The 17,494-nt window shown below is 68.9% G+C and carries 15 protein-coding genes; 6 read left to right on the top strand and 9 right to left on the bottom strand.

Annotated elements, in window-relative coordinates; all coding sequences use genetic code 11:
• The 5 genes from MKK60_RS21130 to MKK60_RS21150 form a co-directional block, all read right to left on the bottom strand.
• Positions 1-1,283: ATP-binding cassette domain-containing protein (locus tag MKK60_RS21130; RefSeq protein WP_243988463.1), on the bottom strand; the 1,283-nt coding region annotated here is incomplete at its 3' end.
• 2 nt (positions 1,284-1,285) lie between these two features.
• Positions 1,286-2,707: a M20 family metallopeptidase gene (locus MKK60_RS21135; protein WP_243988464.1), complete on the bottom strand. Its 1,422-nt coding sequence runs from the start codon at positions 2,705-2,707 to the stop codon at positions 1,286-1,288.
• Positions 2,708-2,757: 50 nt separating this feature from the next.
• Positions 2,758-3,711, bottom strand: a complete 954-nt coding sequence (locus MKK60_RS21140; protein ID WP_243988465.1) for an ABC transporter permease — start codon at positions 3,709-3,711, stop codon at positions 2,758-2,760.
• The gene (locus MKK60_RS21145) at positions 3,708-4,622 is read right to left on the bottom strand and encodes an ABC transporter permease (RefSeq protein ID WP_243949671.1); all 915 of its coding nucleotides are present in this window, start codon (positions 4,620-4,622) and stop codon (positions 3,708-3,710) included. The genes MKK60_RS21140 and MKK60_RS21145 overlap by 4 nt, the downstream gene beginning before the upstream one ends.
• Positions 4,623-4,673: 51 nt before the next feature.
• A complete protein-coding gene (locus MKK60_RS21150; RefSeq protein ID WP_409567437.1) occupies positions 4,674-6,200 on the bottom strand; it encodes an ABC transporter substrate-binding protein in 1,527 nt (508 codons plus the stop codon).
• Positions 6,201-6,371: 171 nt separating this feature from the next.
• Between MKK60_RS21150 and MKK60_RS21155 the strand changes: the two genes are divergently transcribed.
• Positions 6,372-7,280, top strand: a complete 909-nt coding sequence (locus tag MKK60_RS21155; RefSeq protein WP_243949675.1) for a LysR family transcriptional regulator — start codon at positions 6,372-6,374, stop codon at positions 7,278-7,280.
• Between the two features lie 30 nt (positions 7,281-7,310).
• Here MKK60_RS21155 and MKK60_RS21160 read toward each other — a convergent pair whose 3' ends face one another.
• Positions 7,311-8,321, bottom strand: a complete 1,011-nt coding sequence (locus MKK60_RS21160) for a 1-aminocyclopropane-1-carboxylate deaminase (RefSeq protein ID WP_243949676.1) — start codon at positions 8,319-8,321, stop codon at positions 7,311-7,313.
• Positions 8,322-8,664: 343 nt separating this feature from the next.
• Between MKK60_RS21160 and MKK60_RS21165 the strand changes: the two genes are divergently transcribed.
• From MKK60_RS21165 to MKK60_RS21175, 3 genes are all read left to right on the top strand, one after another.
• Entirely contained in the window at positions 8,665-9,936 is a 1,272-nt protein-coding gene (locus MKK60_RS21165) for a D-serine ammonia-lyase (RefSeq protein WP_243988467.1), read from the top strand.
• 472 nt (positions 9,937-10,408) lie between these two features.
• Positions 10,409-11,074, top strand: a complete 666-nt coding sequence (locus tag MKK60_RS21170; RefSeq protein ID WP_243937460.1) for a winged helix-turn-helix domain-containing protein — start codon at positions 10,409-10,411, stop codon at positions 11,072-11,074.
• Positions 11,071-12,453, top strand: coding sequence for an ATP-binding protein (locus MKK60_RS21175; protein WP_243988468.1), 1,383 nt, complete (start codon positions 11,071-11,073; stop codon positions 12,451-12,453). Before MKK60_RS21170 ends, MKK60_RS21175 begins: the two co-directional genes overlap by 4 nt.
• Here MKK60_RS21175 and MKK60_RS21180 read toward each other — a convergent pair.
• The 3 genes from MKK60_RS21180 to MKK60_RS21190 form a co-directional block, all read right to left on the bottom strand.
• Positions 12,437-12,784 carry a cytochrome c gene (locus MKK60_RS21180; RefSeq protein WP_243988469.1) on the bottom strand — a complete coding sequence of 116 codons (348 nt, stop codon included), beginning with the start codon at positions 12,782-12,784 and terminating at the stop codon, positions 12,437-12,439. The genes MKK60_RS21175 and MKK60_RS21180 overlap by 17 nt on opposite strands.
• A gap of 15 nt (positions 12,785-12,799) precedes the next feature.
• Entirely contained in the window at positions 12,800-14,032 is a 1,233-nt protein-coding gene (locus tag MKK60_RS21185) for a molybdopterin-dependent oxidoreductase (RefSeq protein ID WP_243988470.1), read from the bottom strand.
• A 1,086-nt stretch (positions 14,033-15,118) separates the two neighbouring features.
• Positions 15,119-15,772, bottom strand: coding sequence for a pyridoxal 5'-phosphate synthase (locus MKK60_RS21190; RefSeq protein WP_243988471.1), 654 nt, complete (start codon positions 15,770-15,772; stop codon positions 15,119-15,121).
• 654 nt (positions 15,773-16,426) lie between these two features.
• Between MKK60_RS21190 and MKK60_RS21195 the strand changes: the two genes are divergently transcribed.
• Both MKK60_RS21195 and MKK60_RS28520 read left to right on the top strand, forming a co-directional pair.
• On the top strand, positions 16,427-17,296 hold the full coding sequence (locus MKK60_RS21195) for an alkene reductase (RefSeq protein ID WP_279604199.1): 870 nt from the start codon (positions 16,427-16,429) through the stop codon (positions 17,294-17,296).
• A complete protein-coding gene (locus tag MKK60_RS28520; protein WP_279604200.1) occupies positions 17,293-17,490 on the top strand; it encodes a hypothetical protein in 198 nt (65 codons plus the stop codon). Before MKK60_RS21195 ends, MKK60_RS28520 begins: the two co-directional genes overlap by 4 nt.
• Positions 17,491-17,494 lie beyond the last annotated feature (4 nt).

Genomic DNA, 17,494 nt, shown 5'->3' on the forward strand with positions numbered 1-17,494 from the left:
CCGCCGGAGAAGGCGTTGGGGTAACGCTCGGCCGCGCTCGCCGAGAGGCCGACGAGGTCGAGGAGCTCGCGAGCCCGGGCGCGGGCCTCCCGCCGGGGCGTGCCGTGCGCGATCGGGCCTGCCGTGATGATCTGCTCGACGGTGCGGCGTGGGTTCAGGGATGCGAACGGGTCCTGGAAGATCATCTGGATGCGCCGGCGCTCGTCACGCAGCGCGCGCGGCGCCAACGCCGTGTAGTCGAGGCTGCCGAGGCGCACCGTGCCCCGGTCCGGCTCGATCAGCCGGATCGCGAGGCGCGCGGTGGTGGACTTTCCGGAGCCGGATTCGCCGACGAGGCCGAGGGTCTCCCCGCGGCGGACGTCGAAGGCCACCTCCTTGACCGCCGCGACCACGCGCGGCTTGCCGAACAGGCCGGCGCGCGTGGCGTAGGTCTTGGTCAGCCCGATGGCCGAGAGGGCGAGGGGCTCGGCCTCGCGGGAGGCGCGCGCCGGCGGCACCAGGCTCGGCACCGCCGCGAGCAGGGCCTGGGTGTAGGGGTGCTGCGGATGCTGAAGGACGGTCTCGGCGCTGCCCTGCTCCACCAGTCGCCCGCGCTGGAGCACGGCGACATGGTCGGCGATGTCCGCCACCACGCCGAAATCGTGGGTGATGAACAGGACGCTCATGCCGCGCCGCCGCTGCAGGTCGCGGATCAGCTGGAGGATCTGGGCCTGGGTGGTGACGTCGAGCGCCGTGGTCGGCTCGTCGGCGACGAGGATCGAGGGCTCGAGGGCGAGCGCCATGGCGATCATCGCGCGCTGGCGCTGGCCGCCGGAGAGCTGGTGCGGGTAGGCGCGCACGATCTGCCCCGGATCGGGCAGGCCGACCTCGGTGGCGAGCGCGACGGCCCGGGCCCTGCGCTCGGCCGGCGTCAGGAGGGCGTGCGCCTCGAACATCTCGGCGATCTGGTCGCCGATGCGCATGACCGGGTTGAGGGCCGTCATCGGTTCCTGAAACACCATGGCGATGCGGCGACCGCGAAGGCTGCGCCAGCCGCGCTCGTCCAGGGTGAGCAGGTCTCGCCCCTCGAACAGGATCTCCCCGCCGACCGGCTTCAGCGCGCGGGGCAGGAGGCCGGTGAGCGCGTAGGCGCTCATCGACTTGCCCGAGCCCGACTCGCCGACGACGCAGAGGATCTTGCCCGGCATCAGGTCGAGGGAGAGGTCCTCGACCGCGTGGGGACGGTCCGAGCCCTTCGGCAGCGCCAGGGTGAGATTCCGGATGCGGACGACGGGCTCGCTCATGCTCAGGCTCCCTTGAGGGCTTTGCGCCGGGCGAGCACCGCCGGCCCGGTCTCGGCGAGGTCCCAGTACAGGCCCGCCATCAGCATCAGGGCCTCGCGCGAGGGCGGCCCGAGCAGGTGCTCGTCGGGGCCGTGCTGGAGGCAGGCCGGGTAGGAATGCGGCACCCACAGGGTCGGTAGGCCGAGGATCTCGGAAAAGGCGTCGTTGGGCAGCGAGCCGCCGAGGTTCGGCAGCAGGGCCGGCCGCTTGCCCGTGCTCTCGGCGATCGAGGCCAGCGCCCAGTCGACCCACGGGTCCTCGACGGGGAGCCGGGTGGCGCGGAACACCTCCGTGCGCGCGGCACGGACCTCGACCATCGGGTAGCCGTGGGCGTCGAGATGGGCGCGCAGAGCCGGCAGGATGCCTTCCCAGTCGGTGCCGACGACGAAGCGCAGCTGCAGCGTCGCCTTGGCGGTGGGCGGCACGGCGTTGAGCGGTCCGTCCGGGTCGCCGGTCTTGAAGGCCAGCACCTCGAGGGTGTTCCAGCCGAACACGCGCTCGGCCGCGGTCAGTCCCGGCTCACCCCAATCCGCGTCGATCTTCGGCGCGGTCGGATCGGTGCCCACAGTGATGTCGGCCAGCGCCGCCCGCACGTTGACGGGGAGCCCCGGTGGCCGAAGGGCGTCGAGAAGGATTTTGCCGCGTCCGTCGACGAGGGTCGCGATGGCGTTGGCCAGCACCGTGCCGGGGTTGCGCAGCAGGCCGCCCCAGTTACCGGAATGGTGGCTGCCCTCACGCAGGTCCAGCACCATCTCGAAGGTGTAACCGCCGCGCGAGCCCAGGAAGACCGTCGGCCGCTCGGCGCTGACGCGGGGCCCGTCCGAGGCGATAAGCACGTCGGCCTTGAGCGCCGCGGCCTCGGCGCGGCAGAGGTCGCGCAGGCCCGGCGAGCCGGCTTCCTCGCCCATCTCGATCAGCAGCTTGGTGTTGAAGCCGAGGCGCCCGTCGCGCGCCGCCATCACCGCCGCCAGCGCGCCGAGGTTGAGGATGTGCTGGCCCTTGTTGTCGGCGGTGCCGCGGCCGTACCAGCGCTCGCCCTCGATGGTCACGGTCCAGGGGTCGAGGCCGTCGCGCCACTGCTCGGGATAGCCCCGCACGGTGTCGCCGTGGCCGTAGATCAGCACCGTGGGCAGCGCGTCGCCCTCGTGGCGCTCGGCGATGAGGAACGGGCCGTGGACGCCGTCCGGGTTGTCGAGGATGCGGCTGGTGAAGCCGAGCGGCGCGATCCGCGGCACCAGGAAGTCGGTGAGGTAAGCCTTCAGCTTCGGCAGCTGCCCCGAGGTCTGGCTCTCGGTCGGGCGGGCGACGGCGTCCTGCAGCACGCTGAGGAAGCCGCCCTCGTCGTAGTGGCGCGCGGCGCGCGCGATCGCGTCGTGTCGGGACATGGGCTCACTCGATCTCGGTGCGGTGGGGTTTTTTGCGGGGCAAGGGGGGCTCAGCGCCGCCCCTCGGGGGCGGTGACGTCGCGGATGCCGTCGCCGAGCAGGTTGATCGCCAGGACGAGGATCAGGAGCGCGACGCCCGGGATGGTGATCACCCAGGGCTGGAAGAACATGTACGGCTTGCCCTCGGCGATCATCAGGCCCCAGGACGGCAGCGGCGGCTGCACGCCGAGGCCGAGGAAGGACAGGGCGGCCTCGAGCAGGATGGCGTGCGCCATCTCCAGGGTCGCCACCACGATGAGCGCGTTGAGGATGTTCGGCAGCACCTCCTGGAACAGGATGCGGGCCGGGGAGAAGCCCGTTGCGCGGGCCGCGGCGATGAAATCCTGGTCGCGGATCTGCCGGGTCGCCGCGCGGGTGACCACGGCGAAACGGTCCCAGAGCAGGAAGCCGAGCACCAGCACCACCACCTTCAGCGAGCCGCCGACGAGGGAGGCCATGGCGAGCGCGACCAGCACCACCGGCATGGCCAGCCGCGTGGTCACGACGTAGCTCACCACCGCGTCGACCCGGCCGCCGAAATAGCCGGCGCAGATGCCGAGCGTCGTGCCGATCACGCCCGAGATGGCGGCCGCCGCGATCCCGATCAGCAGGGAGATCTGGCTGCCGTAGATCAGGCGGCTGAGGTAGTCGCGCCCGAGCTTGTCGGTGCCGAGCACGTGGTCCCACGTGCCCTTCGCCTGCCAGATCGGCGGGATCAGGCGCCGCGAGACGTCCTGGGCGTAGGGATCGTGGGGCGCGATCAGCGGGGCGGCGAGCGCGCAGAGCAGGATGGTCCCGAGGATGCCGGCACCGATCACAAAGCCGCCGTGGCGGAGACCGCGCCGAAGCGCCAGGGCGGTGGGCGAGCGGGCGGCGGGCAGCGCCGCCGGCCTATCGGCCGGGAGGGCCGCCGGCGTCTCGGGCAAGCCGGCGCTGAGCGGGGAAGCGGATGGCTGGAGGGTCATTGGCGCAGCCGGGGATCGAGGAAGGCGTTCAGGAGGTCGGCGGCCAGCGTCAGAGCGATGTAGATCATCGCCAAAACCAGCACGATCGCCTGCACCACCGGGAAGTCGTTGCGGGCGATGGATTCCCAGGCGAGCTGGCCGAGCCCCTGGAGCGAGAACACCGCCTCGATCACGATCGAGCCGCCGAGCATGAAGCCGAACTGGACGGCGGCGAGCGCGATCACCGGGATCACGGCGTTGCGCAGCGCATGCCGGATCAGGATCTTTCGCGGCGGCAGACCTTTGGCGCGGGCGGTCCTGACATAGTCCGAGGCCAGCACTTCGAGCATGCCGTTGCGGGTCAGCCGCATCACCGCCGGCATGGCGTAGTAGCCGAGCGCGATCGCCGGCAGCACGAAGTGCTTCCAGGTCGTGTTGCCGGAGACCGGCAGCCAGCGCAGGTTCACCGAAAAGATCATGATCAGGGTCAGGCCGAACCAGAAGCTCGGCATAGCCTGGCCCAGCACCGAGACCGAGAGGGCGGCCCGGTCGATCCAGGTGTCGCGCCGGACCGCGGCGAGCACCCCGAGGGGGATGGCCACGAAAAGCGCCACGGCCAGGGCCACCACTCCGAGGAACAGGGTGATCGGCAGGCGGGCGGCGAGCAGGTCGATCACGCTCTCGCGGAAGTAGAACGAGTTGCCGAAATCGAGCCGGATCGCCCGGCCCGCCCAGGCGGCGAACTGAGCCAGGAGGGGCTGGTCGAGCCCGTACTGGACCCGGATCGCCTCAACCTGGACGGAGGTCGCCTCCGGCCCCGCGATCGCGGTGGCCAGGTCCCCGGACAGGTGCAGCAGCATGAAGCTCGCCACCGACACCGTCACGGCGACCGCCAGGGCCACCAGACTTCGTTGGATCATGAATCGCAGCATGGTCCGGCTCCCTCGGTCGGTCGGCGGTCGGTCGGCTTCAGGCGCCGGCCGTCACTTCCATTGCGCCGCGTAGAAGCGCGGCAGCTCGTCGGGCTGCGCCGTGAAGGTCAGGTCCGACGTGAAGGCGTAGTTCGTCGAGTACGAGAACAGCGGCAGGGCGTAGGCCTGGCCGGCGATGCGCTTGAGCGCTTCGGCGTACTTGACCTTCCGCACCGCAGGGTCGGTCGCTCCGTCCCCGGCTTGGAGAGCCGCGATGGTCTCGGGGTCCTTGGTCAGATCCTCGTCGCCGCCGCGGAAGTAGACGCCCGTGAAGGCCGATACGTCGAGGACCGAGAACGAACCCCAGGTCTGGAAGGCGATCGAGACCTTGCCGCCGCGGATGAGGTCGCGGAGCGCCGCGTAGCGCAGGTAGTTCAGCCGGGCGGTGATGCCGACGGCGCGCAGGTAGCCGATCACGGCCTCGGCGTAGTCGCGCTCGCGGTAGGCGCCGAGATCGATCTCGAAGCCGTTCGGGTAGCCCGCCTCCTTGAGGAGCGCCTTGGCCTTGGCCGGATCGTAGCTGTAACGCGGCACGCCCTCGTCGGTGCAGCCGAACTGGTCGATGAAGCAGGCCGCGTTCATCACCCGGCTCCCGCCGCGCACGAGGTTGTCCACCATGGCCTTGCGGTCGACGGCGTACGAGATCGCCTGCCGGACGCGGGGATCCTTCAGGGGCGAGTTCTCCTTGGCCCGGCCGAGGGTGTCGAACTGCAGAAAGCCGACCCGCATGGTTTCGGCGCTGAGGACCGAGACGTTGGGGGCGCCCTTCAGCTGGTCGGCCTGATCGCTCGGCACGCGCCAGATCCAGTCGATGCCGCCAGTGACGAGCTCGGCCATGCGGCTGTCGGCGTCGGGGATGACGCGGAACTCGAGCTTGCCGATCTTGGCCGCGCCGATCGGGCTGCCGGGCCAGTACTTGGCGAAGCGCTCCATCTTGACGCCGCGCCCGTTCTCGACCGCGGTGATGCGGTAGGGGCCGGTGCCGACCGGCGCCTTGGCGAAGCCGTCGAGGCCGACGCGCCTAAAATAGGCCGCCGGGAAGATCGGGGTCGGCCCGGCGAGGTATTCGAGCGCCGCCGGGAAGGCCGCCTTCAAATGGATGCGGACCGTGTGGGCGTCGACGACCTCCGTCGACTTCATCCAGTCGACGTTCTGCTTCGTCACCGTGCGGGCTTCCGGCGTCAGCACGTAGTTGAAGGTGAAGGCCACGTCTTCCGGGCCGAAGGCGTCGGCGTTGTGGAAGGTCACGCCCTCACGCAGGGTCAGTTCCAGGGTGACGGGATCGACCCACCGCCAAGAGGTGGCCAGCATCGGCTGGTAGGTGCCGGTCTTCGGGTCGCGGTAGATCAGGGTGTCCCAGACGTTGCGGGCCAGGATGACGCCCTCGCGGGCGCTGTTGTGGTAGGGGCTGACGTTTTCCGGCTCGGTGTCGGAGGCGTAGACCAGGGTGTCGTTCGCCTTGCCGGCGACGGCCGGGACGCTGGCGGCCAGCATCAGCAGGGTGAGCGCGGCGCGTGCCGTGGAGCCGTGTCTCGCCATGATCCCGCTCGCCATGATGTCGGTCCTTTTCGCCCGTCCGCGCGATCGGCCTCGTGCCGGCCGCATCGGTATGCCGCTTTTTTCGTCGTGCCATGGTGTTGTGCAATTGGCATCGCAACAAGTAGAATTTCGCGATTGCTGCCGTGCCGTTTCGGCAATCGACAGGTTTCCATGAACGTTTCGGGCCTCCGCTACGTCTTGGCCGTCGCCAGAACCGGGTCGATCGCCGCGGCGTCGACGCACTTGAACATCGCGGCGTCGGCGATCAGCCGGCAGATCTCCAACCTCGAGAGCGAACTCGGCTGCGTCCTCTTCGAGCGGCGCCCGCGCGGCATGGTGCTGAGCCCGGCCGGGGAGCTGCTGGCGGAACACGCGCGCCAGACCCTCCTGCGCGCCGAGCAGGTCGCGGCCGATATTCAGGAATTGCAGGGCCTCGCGCGCGGCTTCATCCGCGTCGCCACCTCGGAGGGCTTCGCCCTCGACCTGCTGCCCAACGCGATCGCGGAGTTCCACGCCGCCCATCCGGGCATCCGCTTCGAGGTGCAGATGCTGCCCCCCGCCCAGGTCACGCACGTCGTGGCGGCGGGCGACGCCGACATCGGCATCACCTTCGCGCTTGCCCCCTCGAGCCTGGTCGCGGTCGCCTACGACAACGCCGTCGAGATGGTGGCGCTCAGTGCCCCCGATCATCCCCTGGCGCGCCGACCCGCGATCCGGCTCGCGGACCTGAAGGCCTACCCGATCGCGGTGCCGACCCTCGACACCACCGCTCGCCGGGTCTTCGACGCGGCCTGCCTCGCGGAGGGCATCACCATCGAGCCGACGCTCACGGCCAACATCCTCTCCGCCCTGCTGCCCTTCGTCCGGCGGACGAAGGGGCTCGCGCTGATGTCGGCCCTCACGGTGCAGACGCCGGTGCGCCTCGGCGAGCTCGTCTGCATCCCGGTGCATGCGCGGATGAGCCTGATGCGGGGCATCCAGGTCCAGGTGATGCGCGACCGCAAGCTGCCGCACGCCGTTCAGGCCTTCCTGCGCCGGCTCGTCGCCGCGCTGCCGCCGACGGAGCCCGGCGGCGTCTGACATCGGTCGGCCGGTCGGGCGCAAGACGGCTCAGCCGTTTCGGAAGGTGTAGCTGTAGCCGTTGAGCGCGGGGGCGCCGCCCAGATGGGCGTAGAGCACCTTCGCGCCCTTGGGGAAGAAGCCCTTCCGCACGAGGTCGATCATCCCCTGCATCGACTTCCCCTCGTAGACGGGGTCGGTGATCATGCCCTCCAGCCGGGCCGAGAGGCGGATCGCGTCCACCGTCTCCTTCGAGGGCACGCCGTAGACCGGGTAGGCGTAGTCCTCGTTGAGCACGATGTCGTCCTCGGCGATCGCCGGCGCGCCGACGAGGGCGGCGGTATTTTTTGCGATCTCCAGCACCTGAGCCTTGGTCTGGGCGGGCGTGCAGGACGCGTCGATGCCGATGACGTTGCGGGCGCGCCCGTCGGCGGCAAAGCCCACCACCATGCCGGCATGGGTCGAGCCGGTGACGGTGCAGACCACGATGTAGTCGAAACGCAGGCCCATCTCGGCCTCCTGGGCGCGGACCTCCTCGGCGAAGCCGACGTAGCCGAGGCCGCCGAACTTGTGCACCGAGGCGCCGGCGGGGATCGCGTAGGGCTTGCCGCCCTTGGCCTTCACGTCCTCTAGGGCCCTGGTCCAGCTCTCGCGGATGCCGATGTCGAAGCCGTCGTCGACGAGCTGCGTCTCGGCGCCCATGATGCGGGACAGCATGATGTTGCCGACCCGGTCGTAGACGGCATCCTCGTGCGGGACCCAGGCCTCTTGGATCAGCCGGCACTTCATGCCGATCTTGGCGGCGACCGCCGCGACCATGCGGGTGTGGTTCGACTGCACACCGCCGATCGAGACCAGGGTGTCGGCCCCGCTCGCGATGGCGTCGGGCACGATGTACTCGAGCTTGCGCAGCTTGTTGCCGCCGTAGGCGAGGCCCGAATTGCAATCCTCGCGCTTGGCGTAGATCAGCACGTCGCCGCCGAGATGGGCCGTTAGCCGCGGCAGGTGCTCGATCGGGCTCGGGCCGAAGGTCAGGGGATAACGCTCGAACTTCGACAGCATGGGCGACGTCCTTTGTTGGTCAGCCCGAGAAAGCTAGCAAAGTCGGTGCGGAAGGTGCTCTCGAAATGCGCCGTTGTTTCCTATTGCGATGAGACAGCCGGCGGTCTTAGCCGAAAGATCGTTGCGCCATCACCCATTGGAATGGAAGGATCGTTCATAAGCGCTCGGCGAGGGCGAACGAGCCGTGAGCTTCGCCGACGGCTTTATGATGGGCGGCCGCATGTGCGATGCCGTCCGGGCCCGGTGGACGAGGCCAGCCGCCCGGCCGCCGATTCGTCCCCGGCCGGCTCAGCACGCCGGCCCGGGCGATCCGAGCCGATTTCCGTCACAGGATACCGCCCGTATGAGCGCCGCCTGCACGCCCCCGCTCGATCTCCCCGATGCCGTGCGGGATGCCAAACCCACGGTCTGGCGCAACCCGCGCCTGGGCCGAGCCGCCGAGATCCTGCCGGGCCTGGCCTTCGGCCTCGCGGACGTCGCGGCGGCCGAGGCGCGCTGGCGCCGCTTCGATCCGCTCCTCGCCCGGCTGTTTCCCGAGCTCGCGACCGGTCGGATCGATTCGGCTCTCCTGCCGCTCTCCGCCGACTTGGCCGCCCTGGTGTCGGGACGCCCGGGGGCCTCGGCTTGGGTGAAGGCCGACCACGACCTCCCGATCACCGGCTGCATCAAGGCGCGGGGCGGCGTCTACGAGGTGCTGGTCGAGGCCGAGCGGCTCGGCCTCGCGGCGGGCTGGCTGTCGGGCGCGCCCTCCTATGCCCGCCTCGCCGACCCGGATGTCCGGGCGGCCTTCGGCGCCCACACGATCGCGGTGGGAAGCACCGGCAACCTCGGGTTCAGCGTCGGGGTGATCGCCCGCGCCTTCGGCTTCCAGGTCGAGGTGCACATGTCCCACGACGCCAAGGCGTGGAAGAAGCGCCGCCTGCGCGACCTCGGCGCCCGGGTGGTGGAGCATGCGGGCGATTACGGCCGCGCCGTCGCCGCCGCGCGGGTCGCCTTCGAGGGCCGCGCCGACGCGCACTTCGTCGATGACGAGAGTTCGAAGGACCTGTTCCTCGGCTACGCGGCGGCGGCCTTCGACCTGCAACGCCAGCTCGAGGCGGCGGGCGTGAGCGTGGACGCGGCCCATCCCCTGTGCGTCTACCTCCCCTGCGGCGTCGGCGGCGCCCCGGGCGGCGTCACCCTCGGCCTGAAGCTGCTCTACGGCGACGCCGTGCGCTGCGTCTTCGTCGAGCCCGTCGCCGCGCCCTGCATGCTCGTGCAACTCGCCGCAGGCTCGGCGCGGTCGGTGAGCGTCTACGAGATCGGCCTCGACAACCGGACCGCGGCGGACGGCCTGGCCGTGGCCGCCGCCTCGATGCTGGTGGCCGGCACCGTCGGCGCCCTCGTCGAGGCCGTGGTGACGGTGAGCGACGCCGACCTGTTCGCCTGGCTGCGCGATCTCTGGGACCGGGCGGGCTTGCGCCTCGAGCCGTCGGCGGCGGCGGCCTTCGCGGCGGTGGGGCCAGCCTGCGGCGTCCTGCCGGACGTCGCCCACGCGACGCACGTCGTCTGGACCACCGGCGGGGCGCTGCTGCCGGAGGCGGAGTTCCAGGCCGCCCTCGCGCAAGCGGCTTGAAATCAAGCAGCGGAGGCTGAGTGCTCAATCCAATGAAGGCCTGTCGTCCAATAAGCTGCGGCGCCGGCACCATACGGCAGACGTCATAACGTGCCGGGGCCGCCGTTCGTCCGGTTTCCTGGGAATTCGCCGACAGCTGTCCGACCGCTTTCCACCCGACGCGGTCGTAGAGCGGACAGACGGGTTCCGACCCATCCCGGTCGTAGAAGCCGGTCATGGCGACACCGCGGAAGCGGACAGCCGCCTCGTTGCCCGTCCGACGAAACGTCGGTCCAAGATGTACCTATTCGGAAGCAGCTCTTTCATCGCGGGAGAGCCGAAGGCGTAGCGTGTTCTTGAGCGCGCCGCGGAGGCATGACCGCAGCCTACAGCCGGATTCCGCGGACTGAACCCACAAAGTTGCCCCAAGCCGCCGCTAGCGTGGTACCTCGGCGCGATCGCGGCACATGCGCAACCCTGAAGCGAACGTTCGGTGCGCATCCTCGTGCTCGAAGACGACCCCGTGCTTTCGGACGGCCTGGTCTCAGGGTTGTCGTTGCATGGCATGACCGCGGACTGCGTTGCCACATGCGGGGACGCGATGTCGATCTTCGATGCAACGCATTACAGCGCGGCGATCTTGGATTTGATGCTGCCCGACGGCTCCGGACTGGACGTGCTAAGCCACATCCGCGCGCGGGACGACGCCACACCGGTCATGGTCCTCACCGCGATCGACGCCGTCGCCGACCGGATCGCCGGGCTCGACCGCGGCGCGGACGACTACATGGGCAAGCCGTTCGACCTGGGCGAGCTCGCAGCCCGGCTTCGTGTCATGATCCGGCGGGCGGCAGGACGCGCCTCTGCAACCTTCGCGTGGCGCGACCTCACGATCGACTTGAGCAGCCGGTTGGTCGCGCGGGCGGGCGTCGCGCTTAACCTTTCGCGCCGGGAGTTCGCCTTGCTGGAGGCGCTGATCGAGCGGCCCGGCCGTGTGTTGTCCCGAAGCCAGCTGGAAGCCCGCCTCTACGGCTGGAACGAGGAGATCGGCAGCAACGCGCTTGAAGTTCATGTCCACAATCTGCGCGCCAAGATCGGACGGGACGCGGTCGAGACCGTGCGCGGCCTCGGCTACCGCATCCGGGAGGAGCGTGCGTGAACTCCCTGCGCATGCGCCTGTTCGTTACCTTGGTCACGGCAACCGGGCTGGTCTGGCTCGCCGCCATCGCCTGGACCTATGTCGACAGCCGCGCCCAGTTCGAGAGCATCCTCGACCGCCGCCTCATGGAGGCGGCCCGCATGGTCGACAGCTTGTTCACGCCGGCGCGGGCGGGGGCCGCACGGCAGGTGGCCGGAAACGGCGACGCCCTTGCGCGGGTAGTGCGTTACGACCGTCATCTCAGCTGCCAGATCTGGTCCCTGGACGGGCGCCTGATCGGCGCCTCGGACGGGTCGCCGGATCCGGTCTTGTCGGACCAGCACGAAGGGTTCTCGAACCGCGTGGTCGAGGGTCAAGCTTGGCGTGTCTACGCCCTGTCCGACCCCGCCAAGGGCTTCCGCATCCTCGTGGGCGACAATCTCGGGCAGCGGCGGCAACTGGAGCACGGCCTGGTCGAAAGCCTGCTGCTCACCGCCGGTTGCGTCCTGCCGATCCTGGCGCCGCTCATCTGGCTCAGCGTCGGCCGGGGCCTGCGGCCGTTGAACCGCGCGACCCGCGACCTCGCCGCCCGGGATGCCGACAACCTGGAGCGGGTCGAGACCGGCCGAATGCCGTCGGAGATCCGGCCGCTGGTCGATGCGCTGAACCGGCTGTTCGGTAAGGTCGCGGCTGCGCGCGAACACGAGCGCACCTTCCTGGCCTATGCGGCGCACGAGTTGCGGACGCCGCTGGCCGGCCTGAAGACGCAGGTTCAAGTGGCCATGAAGGCGCCCGGCGCCGCCATGCGGGATGCCGCCCTCGCCCAGACCCTGCGCGCGGTCGATCAATCGGCACGCCTCGTCGAGCAACTCCTGACGGTTTCGCGCCTCGACAGCGGCGGGCGCCCAGCCACCATCGCCTGGATCCCCGTGGAGGAGCGCCTGCGCGATCTGCTTGCAGGGATGGGCGGCGTGCCGACGTCGGAGCGCGTCGCCTTCGCACCCGCCCTCATCAAGCTTGAGATCCAGATGGACGAGGACCTGTTCGACCTCGCCATGCGCAACCTGATGGAGAACGCCCTGTCGATGACCCCCCCGGAGGGGGCGATCACCTGGGATGCCGCGCTCGGCGCGGATGGAAGCGCCACCCTGTCGATCACCGACGAGGGACCCGGCATTGCCGAGTCGGAGCGCGCCCTGGTGATCCAACGCTTCGTGCGCGGCAGCCGGCGGGCGAAGCTCGGCAGCGGCCTCGGCCTCTCGATTGTCACCATGGCGCTGATGCAATCCGGCGCCCGCCTGCACCTCGACGGACGGGACGGCGGCCCCGGCCTCAAGGCGAGCGCGATCTTCGGCCCCGGGCTCGCCAGGCGTGCTCCGCCCGCTACGGCTCGCCTTTGACTTGGGCGAGGTAGTCGACGATCACCCGCGCATCCTCCGGCGTGATCAGAGCCTTGTAGGCGGTGATCATCTTGTCGACGACCGCATGCCACTCCTCCCGCGAGAGGGCGGGCTGGTTCAGGGTGTGGTCGGCGGAGTGACAAGCCGTGCAGTTCGACGCGATGACGTCGGAGCCCGGCCCGGCGGGGAAACCAACATCGTCGCCGAAGGGCAAGTCGATTTCGGGCGTCGGGCGAAGCTCCAGCGGCGCGGCGGCGAAGGCCGGCACCGGGCCGGCAAGAAAGCCGGCAATGAGGCCGGCCAGCAGGGTGGTGCGGAGGGATCGGGACATGGTCGCGCTCACCCCTCAGGCCGCCACGAGGTCGAGGGTCTCGACCTGGTTGGACATGTACCCCCCCGGGTTCCAGACGCGCCGCATCGGCTGCATCACCCGGTCGGTGTTGATGCAGCGGGCTATCACGGTGTGCGCCCCGCGAGCGGGGAGGCTGATCGTGGCCTGCCATTGCCGGAAGCTGTACGTGCCCTCATCCTTGCCAAGGGTCGTGGGCTGCCAGGTCCGGCCGCCATCGAGCGACAGGTCCACCGCGGCGACCCCGCGGTCGCCCCCGAAGGCGATGCCGCGCACCGGTTGCGGCGCCCCGACCGGGACGATGTCGCCCGGCTTGAGGTTGGTCACGAATGCGCGGGGCAGGTTCCGGGTGATCGGGATCATGCCGAAGCCCTTCTGCCCGGGCTCGACCGTGTAGTGGGGCGTATCAGGCACCCGGTAGCTCCGGGTCGTCCAGACGCTCGGGTCGGGGTGGTCTGTCACTTCGATGTCGTCGAGCATCTTGATCCAGTAGACGGCCGACCAGCCGGGGACGATGAGCTTGAGCGGGAAGCCGTTGAGCATCGGCAGTTGTTGGCCGTTCATCGCAAAGGCCAGCATGACCTCGCCGTCGCGGGCGTGATCGATGTCGAGAGCCTTCACGAATTTCGGTGCGTCAGGCAGCTGCGGCTCATCGAGCCCGCCGAACTGCACATGGGTGGCCCCGGCCTTCACGCCGGCGCGATCAAGGACATCCTTGAGGCGCACACCGGCATAGAGAGCGTTGCTCATGGAGCCGTTCGCCCATTGGGCACCGGCGACCCGGGGCTGCGCGTAGAGACGCGAATTGCCGGCGCACTGGCTGACCGCCGCGATCTCGAAGCGCGGCAGATCGTGGATCAACTCACGCAGCGACAGCGCCTGCGACCGCTCGACGAGGCCGTGGACCTTCAGGGCGAAGCTGTCGGTGTCGATGCGAGTCGGGAAGGTGGCCCAATGCCAGCTGACGAAGTGCTGGTCGTTCGGGGTGAACACGCCGGTGTCGAAGACCTCGAACGGCGTCTCCAGCCAAGGCGGCCGGGTGCGCTGGACGATCATACGCCCCTTCTCGGGATATAACGTGGTCATGGGCCGGGTGCTCGGGCCGCCCGGGATATGAAAATCAAAGGTGTCGGCGCGAGCTCGGCCGGCGAGCAGGCCCATCCCGCCGAGGGCGGCGGCCGACAGGAGGCCGCGGCGGCTCGGCGACGATAACGTGGTATGTTGAGGCATCGAATCCAAAGTTCCGCTGAGCCGGAGCCCAAGAGGCCGGCGCAGGGTCTCCGCGCCCCTCAGCTTAAGGGCACCTTAAATGCGCTGCGGCTCGTCTCGGAACGTGGATGGGTGAAGCGAGGCGTGAGGCTAGTCGCAGCAACAGCCGAGCCGCGTTTCCGATTGTAAATCGCAGACGTCAGCCTCGGTCGACTTGGTGGCCCAATCCCAGAGCGCATGCGCAAGGAGTGCGAAGAGGATCGCGAATGGGCGCGACAGCGTCTGCTTCTTCGAACTCTCGCTCAAAAGCGGACGGTCGCCAATCCACCCATGCTGGTCGCAGATCGCTACCCCAACGTGCAACCCGGAAACAGACGTTCCCAGCTTCGGCAACGGGTGGCTTTCGGCCGGTCTGCTTCTAATCGCTGAAGCATCGCAGCGGACATCGCACGACCTTCGACGGGCTTTGAAAGCAGCGGCGTGCGTTGGATTAGCGCCTAGCGCTCGGGGTATGCAGCGCTTTGAGGGGGGTAGCTGGCCAAGTAACGGGCACGCTCCCAGAGATCGATACCATGGCCGTTGGGCAGCGTTGCCGCGATGGCCTTAGCTTCATCATCGCTTTTCGCCTGGATCGTGAGACTCTCCCCCACGCTCCCATCTACCCTGAGGCTGAACACCCGATACAACCGTGGTCCCGGAGCAGGCTCATCGATACTGGTTGGTGAGCCTGACACGCGAAGAACAATCCAGTGCGGGCGGGACCAGGGATGATCGCCGCCTTGAGTTGCAGACGCCCACGCCAGCGGATCGAGGGGCTATAGAAACACTGGCATGGGCGCCACCGGTAAAACTGGCGAGATCGATTTTGCACAATCGACCACGAACCGCACCCCGGAAAAGTGCTCAAGCCTCGTTGGCCGCCCGCGACTTTTCTTGAGGAGGCGGCAGCGGTCTGAGCGACTGCGTCGGGTCGGATGCGGAATGGCTCGGGGTAGCTTTCCACCAGGTTGCTTCGGGGCGAAAAAGGTATCAGGGCGGTCGTCGCTTTCCCGCGCGCTCAGGCCCCACAACGGACCGTCGCTTGGCCTCACCCTGCCCCTAGGACTATCACGGCCACAGTCGCTCGCGCGTCCAGCCTCCGTGGTTCTCTCGCCGGTATCGCAAACGCGTATGTCTGCGTTCCTCGTCCGCCTGCCAGAACTCGACCTCATTCGGCTTGACGGCGTAGACCGCCCAGGTCGGTGATACGGTGGATGGGTCGGCCTCGATCCGACGACGCTGCTCGGCTAAGCCCGCATCCAATGCTGCGTCACTAACGAGGACGTCGCTCTGCCGAGCGAGCAAAGCGCCCGTACGCGAACCGATAGGGCGGGCCAAGAAGTCCGCCTCACAGATCTCTCGATCCATTTCGATAACCGGACCTCGCAGGCGGACCTGCCTACCCAGCGGTTGCCAGTAAAATGTCAGGGCAGCGCGGGGCTGGGCGGCGATTTGGCGGCCCTTGGGACTGAGCTTTGTGCTGGCGAAGTGCCACCCATCGGCATCCACGTTCTTAAGGATCAAGACGCGGGCATCAGGGTACCCCTGCTCATCGACAGTCGAGAGCGTCATGGCATGGGCTTCGGGTATGCCCCGATTGATAGCATCGTAGAGCCATGTATCGAAAAGACCGCGTGGGTCATCCGGGGTAGCGCCAGCATCGAACGGCGGGAAGGGACCGGCAAGGGACTTAAGGCCGCGAAGCCGCTCTTTGAGTGACATGAACTGCTCCGACATCGACTAACGGGAGGACGGCGCGAGCCAACCGACCGCCAATGAATAGTCAAGCTGTTTCCCACCCAACCCGGAGTTGCTGCGATGCTGTCGAACGGCTGCTTTAGAGAAACGCCGCCGGCAGTCCGAGCGGCTGGCTTGGGTCGAGACCTGTCCTCCGCTCTACGGTTGGGTCTCGCCGAGGATGCTGCCGCCGTCGGCCTCGCCGTCCTGGTGGTGTCGTCGGCCGAGCGCCATTCCCGAATGGCCGGCGCAGTCTCCCGCGCCCGTAGCTAGGGACCGTATGCCTTCACCCTAGATGGCCCGTCGAGGGGGCGCTCGATTGGGTCGAGGATGGAATGATTGACCGTCCTACGATCACCAGGAGGCATGGCGGAGGGAGGGGGGGGCAGCATCACGGGCCCTTGCTGAGCCGGTGCGGCCTACCGACCCCCCTCTTCCCCGCGGACGCAGCGATTGGGGACGTGGCGTCCCCTTAGATCCGATCCGATCCAACTTCCCACGACGTCGGCTGCGCTTATCTCTGATGAACGACGTGCCGCCGGAAGGCACGAACCGGCTGCCCAGTCCGAAAGGAACCTCGTGTCCCCATTGTTCACCCCGTATTCCCTCGCGGGGCTGGAGCTCGCCAATCGGATCGTGATGGCGCCGCTGACCCGGTCCAGGGCAGCGAACGAAGCCGCCGACACGATGACCGCGCTCTACTACACGCAGCGGGCCACCGCCGGGCTGATCGTCTCTGAGGGCACGACCATCAGTCGGGAAGGCCGCGGCTACCTGTTCAATCCCGGCATCTTCTCGCCGGAGCAAGTCGCCGGGTGGAAGACCGTCACTGGCTCGGTGCACGGTGCCGGCGGCCACATGTTCGCGCAGCTCTGGCACGTGGGGCGCGTGTCGCACACATCCCTGCAGAACGACGGGGGCCAGCCTGTCAGCGCCTCGGCCAGAACGGCGGCGGGTGCCAAGGCCTACGCGTACGACGATGCCGGCAAGCCAACCTTCTTGGAGACGTCTACGCCGCGAGCCCTGTCGACGGACGAGGTCCCCCGAGTGGTGGAGGACTTCGCGACGGCCGCCTCGAACGCCGTCGCGGCTGGGTTTGACGGCGTCGAGGTTCACGGCGCCAACGGCTACCTGCACGAGCAGTTTCTCAACCCGCACGTGAACGACCGCCCCGACCGCTACACTGGAGCGACGGTCGCGGGCCGCATCGCCTTCACGCTCGACGTGGTCGACGCCATTGCGGCGCGTATCGGGGCCTCCAAGGTCGGCATCCGGATCTCGCCCTATGGCCGGCTGTTCGACATGCCCGCCTACGACGGGACCGAGGTGACCTACCTCACGCTGGCGGCGGAGCTCGACCGGCGCGGCATCGCCTACATCCACGTCATGGACCAGTCGGGCTTCGACACCGGCGAGATGACGGTGGATGCGATCCCGGCTCAGCCCCCTTCTGGGACAAGCTCCGCAAGGCTTTCCCGACCGGTGCGATCATCCTCGCCGGGGGCATGACCCTCGACCGGGCGAACGCGCTCATCAGCGAGGGGACCATCGACCTCGCCGCCTTTGGGCAGGCGTTCATCGCCAATCCGGACCTGGTCGCACGTCTGCGGGAAGGCTTCCCGCTCGCGGTTCCGGACAAGGCGACATTCTACGGCGGGGGGGCTGCTGGGTACGTCGACTACCCGTCCTACCAGGCCGCTTGAGCCG

Origin of the sequence: Methylobacterium sp. J-092, assembly GCF_022829325.1 — a bacterium.
Lineage (GTDB): Bacteria > Pseudomonadota > Alphaproteobacteria > Rhizobiales > Beijerinckiaceae > Methylobacterium.